General features: G+C 45.2%; 8 protein-coding genes and 1 pseudogene. 2 read left to right on the top strand and 7 right to left on the bottom strand.

Annotation, left to right across the window (positions count from 1 at the left end):
• The 7 genes and pseudogenes from pgi to ndk form a co-directional block, all read right to left on the bottom strand.
• A pseudogene (gene pgi, locus B3182_RS09620) lies at positions 1-852 on the bottom strand (glucose-6-phosphate isomerase); the annotation flags it as partial.
• A 24-nt stretch (positions 853-876) separates the two neighbouring features.
• A complete protein-coding gene (gene hisS / locus B3182_RS09615) occupies positions 877-2,145 on the bottom strand; it encodes a histidine--tRNA ligase (RefSeq protein WP_292354213.1) in 1,269 nt (422 codons plus the stop codon).
• Positions 2,146-2,147: 2 nt separating this feature from the next.
• Positions 2,148-3,266, bottom strand: a complete 1,119-nt coding sequence (gene ispG, locus B3182_RS09610; protein ID WP_292354211.1) for a flavodoxin-dependent (E)-4-hydroxy-3-methylbut-2-enyl-diphosphate synthase — start codon at positions 3,264-3,266, stop codon at positions 2,148-2,150.
• Positions 3,266-4,192: a RodZ domain-containing protein gene (locus B3182_RS09605; protein WP_292354210.1), complete on the bottom strand. Its 927-nt coding sequence runs from the start codon at positions 4,190-4,192 to the stop codon at positions 3,266-3,268. Before B3182_RS09605 ends, ispG begins: the two co-directional genes overlap by 1 nt.
• 5 nt (positions 4,193-4,197) lie before the next feature.
• The gene (gene pilW / locus B3182_RS09600; protein WP_292354209.1) at positions 4,198-4,953 is read right to left on the bottom strand and encodes a type IV pilus biogenesis/stability protein PilW; all 756 of its coding nucleotides are present in this window, start codon (positions 4,951-4,953) and stop codon (positions 4,198-4,200) included.
• Positions 4,950-6,056: a 23S rRNA (adenine(2503)-C(2))-methyltransferase RlmN gene (rlmN, locus tag B3182_RS09595; RefSeq protein ID WP_292354207.1), complete on the bottom strand. Its 1,107-nt coding sequence runs from the start codon at positions 6,054-6,056 to the stop codon at positions 4,950-4,952. The genes pilW and rlmN overlap by 4 nt, the downstream gene beginning before the upstream one ends.
• Positions 6,057-6,066: 10 nt before the next feature.
• Entirely contained in the window at positions 6,067-6,498 is a 432-nt protein-coding gene (ndk, locus tag B3182_RS09590; RefSeq protein ID WP_292354205.1) for a nucleoside-diphosphate kinase, read from the bottom strand.
• A gap of 171 nt (positions 6,499-6,669) precedes the next feature.
• On the opposite strand from ndk, the gene B3182_RS09585 reads away from it, so the two are divergent.
• Together B3182_RS09585 and B3182_RS09580 are read left to right on the top strand one after the other, a co-directional pair.
• Positions 6,670-7,542 carry an NAD(+) kinase gene (locus B3182_RS09585; protein WP_292399485.1) on the top strand — a complete coding sequence of 291 codons (873 nt, stop codon included), beginning with the start codon at positions 6,670-6,672 and terminating at the stop codon, positions 7,540-7,542.
• Positions 7,536-8,317, top strand: a 782-nt coding sequence (locus tag B3182_RS09580) for an AAA family ATPase (RefSeq protein ID WP_292752572.1), incomplete at its 3' end; no start/stop codon positions are given. The genes B3182_RS09585 and B3182_RS09580, both read left to right, overlap by 7 nt.

The following is an 8,317-nucleotide window of genomic DNA, read 5'->3' as shown; positions in this document are numbered from 1 at the left end:
CCCCATGCCAACATACAATGCAATCGGTAGACCAATAGCACTCCATAAAGAGTATCGACCACCCACCCAGTCCCATATTTCGAACATATTGGCAGTATCAATACCGAACTTGGCAACTTCCTTAGCATTGGTGGATACGGCAACAAAATGTTTTGCCACATCAGCCTGAGTTGCTGCCTTCAGAAACCAGTTCCGTGCTGATTGAGCGTTAGTTATGGTTTCCTGAGTCGTGAAGGTTTTCGAGGCCACAACAAAAAGTGTAGTTTCAGGATTCAGTTTTTCCAGTGTTGTGCTGAGATCAGTACCATCAACATTGGAAACAAAATGGGCCTGAATGCCATCAATACCATAAGGCTCAAGCGCATCGCAAATCATGGCTGGGCCGAGGTCAGATCCACCAATACCGATATTAACGATATCCGTAATTTTTTTACCGCTGAATCCTAACCATTTACCAGAATGCACCTGTTCGCAGAAAGCGGCCATTTTGTCCAATACTGCATTGACCTGCGGCATGACATCCTGACCATCCACCATAACCGGTGTATTAGATCGATTGCGCAATGCCGTATGTAAAACAGCACGACCTTCGGTGTGATTAATCTGATCACCCGAAAACATTCGTTCTATCCATTCCTGAATATTAACCGCATCTGCCAGCGCAATTAGCTTATCGATGGTTTCCTGAGTAATGCGGTTCTTTGAATAGTCGAGCAGTAAATCCCCAGAGCGAATTGAGAAACGTTCAAAACGTCCTGAATCCAGTGCGAATTGTTCACGCATCGACAGATATTTGATATCGGAATAGTGTCTATCAAGTGATTGCCATTCGGCGATATTTAGTGGCGTCATATTTCTACTTATTTTTGTTAACTGTTAGTTGAATGCCGAAGCAGAAAGAAAATTCGCTAGTTCAGACCAGGCTAACGTCTGTTGCTCGCCTGTGGCCATGGTTTTCACACCAATGGTTTGCTGCGCCATTTCCTCTTCCCCCAAAATTAAGGTCCAGCGCGCTCCGCTGCGATCAGCCCGCTTAAATTGGCTTTTAAAACTACCACCACCACAGTGGCTAATCAAGCGAAGTTGAGGAAGTTGGTCTCTCAGACTCTCTGCTAATAATAATGATTGTGCGGCGGCGACATCCCCTACTGCAACCAGATAGACGTCAGGCCCGGATATTTCAGGCAGTACTCCACCCGCTTCCAGTAGTGAAATCAAACGTTCAAGCCCGATGGCAAAACCTATCGCAGTGGAAGCCTTACCGCCAAGTTGATCTATCAGTCCGTCATAGCGCCCGCCCGCACATACTGTTCCCTGGGCACCCAGTTGATCGGTTACCCATTCGAAAACTGTTTTGCCGTAATAATCTAGTCCACGGACCAGTCGGGGGTTAACTTCAAAAGCAATTCCGGCTTCCGTTAAGGTAGCGCATAATTGCTCAAAGTGTTCAGCTGACTCTGCATCAAGATAATCTATCAACTTAGGTGCAGCCTGGTTAAGCATCTGCATTTCAGGATTTTTACTGTCCAGAATGCGTAAAGGATTGCTCAATAAACGCCGTTGACTGTCCTCATCAAGTTGCTCATGATTAGCTTGATAATATTCAACCAGCTTTTGACGATATTTAATACGAGCTTCTGTACTGCCCAGCGAGTTTATCTGCAGGGTAATATCTTTTAATCCGAGCTTTTTCCATAACCTGGCCGTTAGCAGGATCATCTCTGCATCGATATCGGGTCCACTGAAGCCATAGGCTTCGACACCTAACTGATGGAATTGGCGATAGCGGCCTTTTTGAGGACGTTCATGGCGAAACATGGGCCCCATATACCAGAGTCGTTGTTGCTGATTGAACATACCATGTTCCATGGCCGCCCTGACGCATCCAGCGGTGCCCTCTGGACGCAGAGTGAGGCTATCACCATTACGATCATCAAAGGTGTACATTTCTTTCTCAACGATGTCCGTGACTTCGCCGATAGACCGCTTGAATAATTCGGTTTTTTCCAGAATGGGTAACCGTATTTCCTGATAACCGTAGCTATCGAGAACCTGTTTCAGGCTGGTTTCCACTACTTGCCAGTACGGCGTCATTTCCGGAAGAATGTCATTCATTCCCCGGACAGAACGGATAATCTCTGCCACCTTTAGCTTATGTCCTTTATCGGAATTACTTTTTCGGGTTGTTCACTTCGCAGCGAAATCCGTTGACGAATTTCTTTTTCCAGCTGATCAACCAATGATTCATTATCTAATTTATGATGCGGTTTACCATCACGATATAACAGATTGGGTGAACCGCCAGTCAGGCCAATTGCCGCTTCTTTAGCTTCACCCGGGCCATTTACCACACAACCGATAACAGCCACATCCATCGGTTCAATAATATCTTCCAGTCTGGCTTCCAGAGCGTTGACTGTTGAAATCACATCAAATTCCTGTCTGGAACAGGATGGGCAGGCAATAAGGTTAATTCCTTTGCTGCGAATGCGCAGGCTTTTTAAAATATCAAAACCGACGCGAATTTCTTCGACAGGATCAGCGGCCAATGAAACTCGAATGGTATCGCCAATGCCTTCCGCAAGTAGCATACCTAGACCTATCGCTGATTTGACTGCTCCACTGCGCAGACTTCCTGCTTCGGTGATACCCAGATGCAAAGGCTGCTCAATCTGGTCAGCCAGTTGACGATAGGCATGCACTGTCATGAACACATCAGATGCTTTCAAACTAACTTTAAAATCCGGGAAATTAAGGCGATCCAGAATATCAATATGGCGTAAGGCCGACTCGACTAAAGCTTCAGGCGTTGGTTCACCATATTTTTTTTGTAATTCTTTTTCCAATGAACCGGCATTGACACCAATGCGGATTGGAATACCAAAATCTCGTGCCTTGTCGACAACAGCCCGCACCCGATCTTCGCGACCAATATTGCCCGGATTAATACGCAGGCAATCAACACCCAGCTCAGCCACCCGCAGCGCAATTTTATAATCGAAATGAATATCGGCAATTAAAGGGATATCCACCAACTTACGAATCGCACCAAAAGCCTCTGCCGCATCCATTGAAGGGATAGAGACCCGAACCAGATCAGCACCCACTTTCTGTAATCTCTGGATCTGATCAACAGTGGCAGCAACATCTGTTGTTTCGGTATTGGTCATGCTTTGAACGGCAATCGGCGCATCACCGCCTACCGGGACATTACCAACCATAATTTGACGTGATTTTCGACGTTTTATCGGTGAAGCAGTTTGCATTAAGAATCTTCTCCCAAGGTAAATCGAGCCACATTACCGCGAGTGTATTCAGTAATATCGATGATATCACCATCAAATCTGACAGAAGCGGCATTCGCCTGCCCCAATGAAACTTGTAAAGGTAGCGTACCGGTCAATTCGACCGTATTACCTGCTCTGACCACACGACTAATCAGAACTTGCTGACTGGCATCTCTGACTTCAACCCAGCAATCTGCATCCAAACCAATGATAAGGTTCTTTTCAGTTGTAGCTTCTGCTGTAGCAGGTTCTGCATCTTCAACTTCTGCAGGTGGGGTTATCTCAGCTTCAAATGGTTCATCGAGGGCGGTATCCGCGGTATCCAAAGTTGGCTCAGATGTATCGGTTTCATCTGGTGATAAAGGTTGTTCCTCCAGGCTGATATCATTAGACTCAGTCACTGGAACAGGATTAACATTATTCTCGGTTTCCGGCTCATCCAATGGTTCAAGCAGTGTTCTCTCTGCCGGCTCATTATTCTGTACAAGTTGCGTCGCCTGCCATTGCTGGTAGGCAAACCAGGTCAAAACTGCCACGGTAATCAGCAATATCAAAGGCAGCCAGGGGAATGTTGATTTTGCAGGTTTAATCTGTTGAATTGGTGCTACCGATGGGCTTCTTTTATCAGTCTCGGTGAATTCGATATTAAAACCTGCCAGCATTTCATCCTGTGGAAGCCCCAAAAACTTTGTATAACTCAGGAAATAACCACGGGCATAGGTTCGACCATGCAGCTTATCCCAGTCTTGTTCTTCGAGATGGACAATGGCGCTGCGAGTCACCCTCAACTGGGCTGCCGCATCAGAAACCGAGATTTTTTTTGCTTCGCGAGCTTCCCGCAGTCGTCTACCAACGTCCACTGATGATGAAACAACATTTGGTTCTTCTGAATGACTCTCAGTCATAAACGTTAAATACCTTCATTGACCATGCGCATTTCATCAGAATCCGGAAAACGGGCTCGCATAATTAACTCGTAACTTGATACGGCGTCTTCATTGCCCAATTTGGATTCAGTTTTAATCGCGGTTAGTAAAGCCTGTGGTGTCCACGGAGAAACACTACTGTAACGCTGAACATAAGCGCGTGCCTGCATGTAATTCTTTTGTTCATAGCTCAAATCAGCCATCCCAATTAATGATTTACTCAGATTTGGATTGATCTGTAACGCCCGTCTGAAATGGGATTCAGCTTTGACCAGATCCGGAATTTGTCTGGTACAGAGTGCAGCGTTTTCATAGGCCATGGCAGAACTTTGATAGAGCGGGTTTTCCACGGATTTTAAAAACCGCTTTTCAGCCTCTACATATTTGCCTTGCTGGCACAGAAACACACCATAGTTATTTTGTGCTTCGGAATATTCCGGAGCTCTGCTAACCGCTTCTTTAAAATGTTTTTCGGCTTTTTCATCTTCACCCAGTCGTTGATAAAGCAAGGCGATAGTATTGTGAGCACTGGGTAAATTTGGATTTTGTTTCAACGCTTTATTAAGCTTCTCCATGGCGATTTCATAATCACCACGTTGCAGATAACTCAATCCCAATTGCATATTCAATTCAGCCGCCTTGGGATCCGGCGCAATATGCTCACGTGGCCCGGTTGTACCACATGCGGTAAGCATAATGATTGATGTCGCCAGAAAACCTATTTTCAAAAATGATTTCATCGGACGAAAACAACCTCCCGTTCAGCTAATCTTTGAGTACGACGAGTTTTATCCTGAACTTCGCCTGCCAGTTGACCACAGGCTGCCACGATATCATCACCACGGGTTTTTCGTACAGTCGCAACCAGACCGGCCGCGATCAACTGCTCTTTAAAACGATTAATGACATTTTTTGAAGAGCACTGGTAATCGGTGCCCGGGAAGGGGTTAAATGGAATGAGATTGATTTTGTTCGGTATGCCTTTCAAAATCCGGATCAGATCCCGTGCATCCTTTTCCGAGTCATTAATTCCTGCGAGCATCACGTATTCAACTGTGATGTGGCGACGCAATTGCTCACCCGTCACATATCGTTTACAAGCCGCTAATAATTCAGCAATCGGGTATTTATCGTTTAACGGAATAATCTCGCTGCGTAATTTATCGTTCGCAGCATGTAATGATATGGCCAGACTGACATGGCAATCTTCTTTCAGACGATCAATCATTGGCACGACACCTGAGGTGCTCAATGTTAACCGTCGCCAGGAAATACCATATGCCAAATCATCACGCATAAGATTCATCGCTGAAATCACATTATTGTAATTTGTCAGCGGTTCTCCCATGCCCATCATCACCACATTGGTGACCATTCGATTGCCTTTGGGGTCTTTACCTAAAGCCTCATTGGCAATCCACAACTGAGCAATAATCTCGGCAGCACTGAGGTTGCGATTAAAACCTTGTTGACCGGTTGAACAAAAAGTACAGGTTAAGGCACATCCCACTTGAGAGGACACACATAAAGTCCCACGACCATTTTCCGGAATAAATACCGTTTCAATGGAATTATCACCATCCATTTTGATGATCCATTTACGGGTTCCATCAGTGGATATGTGCTCGTGTAACAATTCGGGTACGCGTATCTCGGCAATCTGACTCAGTTTTTCGCGCAACGATTTGCTCAGATTACTCATCTGGGCAAAATCAGTGACACGATATTGGTGAATCCATTGTAAAAGTTGACGCGCACGGAAGGGTTTCTCACCGATTTCGATGAAAAACCCTTCCAGACCTTTCAGATCCAGACCAAGCAGATTGGTCAGTGCAGTTGCCATCAGTTATTGATTAGCGTGTGCGAGCGCACAATTGATCATCAGTAAAGAAATACGCAATTTCACGTGCTGCACTTTCAGCAGAATCAGAACCATGAACAGCATTTTCATCAATACTTTGCGCAAAATCAGCACGAATGGTGCCAGGTGCCGCATCAGCAGGATTGGTTGCACCCATCAGATCGCGATGAGTAATAACCGCATTGTCACCTTCCAGAACCTGAATCATGACAGGGCCAGAAGTCATAAAACTCACCAAATCGCCAAAAAATGGACGTTCTTTATGTTCCGCGTAAAAGCCTTCAGCTTGCTGCTGTGTAAGATGCACCATACGGGCTGCTACGATAGACAGACCAGCTTTCTCGAAACGTGAGTAAATCTCACCAATAACATTCTTTGCTACCGCGTCCGGTTTGATAATTGACAGAGTACGTTCAGTCGCCATGTGTATCCTCATTGATTGATTGGATTAAATCGACATATTCTAGCATCTATAAGACTCAGAGATAGTAACGTTCACCGAGTTTTTATTAAGCGGTCAATTTTGCTTTGGATTTGATGACAAAACCATTACCATCAGCTGACTATTTTTTGATAAAACTCAAATGCAAATTCGATGATGAATAACACATTTAAACGTATCGGCCTGTTCATCCGTAAGGATGATCCTGTCCTGGAAACTGCTGTAATTCAAATAAATGAATTCCTGATATCCAGAGAGTTACAGGTATTTTGCAACGAGCCGATAAGTTTTTTACCTGATTTGGAAGTTATTTCGATCGCAGAGTTTCCTTCAAAATGTGATTTAACTATAGCGATTGGCGGGGATGGCACCATGCTATCTGCCTCACGAGCCCTGGCAGGATTTGATTTACCGGTTGTTGGCGTAAATGTTGGCCGGCTGGGTTTTTTAGCTGATGTCACCCTGAATAATCTGCAATCTCAGTTAGGTCGAATTCTTGACGGCCAGTATCGGCATGACAATCGGTTTTTATTACAAGCCCACCTGAATAATGCTGAAGATCCAATTAGCATTGCCATGAACGATGTAGTGGTGCATTCACATCAAAGCCGACATATGATTGAATTTGAAACCCATATCAATGGACGGTTTTTAAACAGCCAACGTGCTGATGGATTAGTGGTTGCTACGCCCACCGGCTCAACCGCTTATGCCATGTCAGCGGGAGGTCCGATTCTTGATGTTGATTTGGATGCGGTGGTGTTAGCATCAGTTTGTCCACACACTTTGAGCAATCGTCCTCTAGTGATTGCGGGCAGCAGCATTATTGACATTACATTAAGTGAAAATAACATTACCACAGCAATGGTCACTTGTGACGGACGTCCTGGCCACGAGCTTAAACCTGGCGATACTGTCCGAATTCAGCGTCATCTAAACCGTATAGATTTACTGCATCTTGAAGATCATGATCATTATTCAATTTTGCGTGCCAAACTGGAATGGGGCCGAAAACTGACATGTTGATAGCGTTAACTGTTCGCCAGCTGGCGGTGGTAGAAGATTTATCCTTAACTTTTAAATCCGGCATGACTTCACTAACGGGTGAAACCGGGGCCGGTAAATCCATACTGGTGGATGCCCTTGGTCTGGTACTGGGGGATCGTGCTGATTCAAATATGGTACGCCATGGAAGTGAACGTGCTGAAATAGAAGCCAGTTTTGATATCAGCAGTAACTTGCCGCTTCAACAGTGGCTTAAAGAACAAGAACTTGATGATGAAGATCAATGTCATCTGCGCCGAACAATCAGCCGTGATGGTCGCTCCAAAGCGTATATCAATGCCCGACAGGTTGCATTAACCCAACTACGTAATATCAGTGAATTAAGTGTTGATATTCATGGACAGCATGAACACCAATCCTTGTTACGGACGGAGACTCAGCGCGAACTTCTGGATATTGTCGCTAACAATAAAGCCCTGCTTAAATCATTAAAACAAGCCCATGCCGAGTGGCAAAAAATTCAGCAGCAACTGGCTGCAATCCGTCAGCAAACTGAACAGCAACTTGCACGTCAGGAATTATTAAACTATCAGGTCAGTGAGCTTGAACCGTTGGCACTGACAGACGAGAGCATCAACTTACTGCTACAGGACCAGCAACAGCTTGCACATGCTGCTCAACTTCTCCATACCAGCGAATCAACTCTGCATAATTTATTTGAGCAGGAGCATGGTGCGGCTTACGATCTGATTGGTTCAGCACTGACCGAGCTGGAAAAGTTACAACAATACGAACC

The sequence above is a fragment of the Methylophaga sp. UBA4204 genome (assembly GCF_002379485.1).
In the GTDB taxonomy this organism is placed as follows: Bacteria; Pseudomonadota; Gammaproteobacteria; order Nitrosococcales; family Methylophagaceae; genus Methylophaga.
The sequence above is the reverse complement of the archived record's forward strand: the minus strand, read 5'-3'. Positions and strand labels throughout refer to the sequence as shown.

Bases quoted from the DNA above. Each gene is read 5' to 3' on its own strand.
- ndk (WP_292354205.1), bottom strand. From the start codon at position 6,498: ATGGCGACTGAACGTACTCTGTCAATTATCAAACCGGACGCGGTAGCA.
- rlmN (WP_292354207.1), bottom strand. From the start codon at position 6,056: ATGGCAACTGCACTGACCAATCTGCTTGGTCTGGATCTGAAAGGTCTG.
- B3182_RS09585 (WP_292399485.1), top strand. From the start codon at position 6,670: ATGATGAATAACACATTTAAACGTATCGGCCTGTTCATCCGTAAGGAT.
- pilW (WP_292354209.1), bottom strand. From the start codon at position 4,953: ATGAAATCATTTTTGAAAATAGGTTTTCTGGCGACATCAATCATTATG.
- ispG (WP_292354211.1), bottom strand. From the start codon at position 3,266: ATGCAAACTGCTTCACCGATAAAACGTCGAAAATCACGTCAAATTATG.
- B3182_RS09605 (WP_292354210.1), bottom strand. From the start codon at position 4,192: ATGACTGAGAGTCATTCAGAAGAACCAAATGTTGTTTCATCATCAGTG.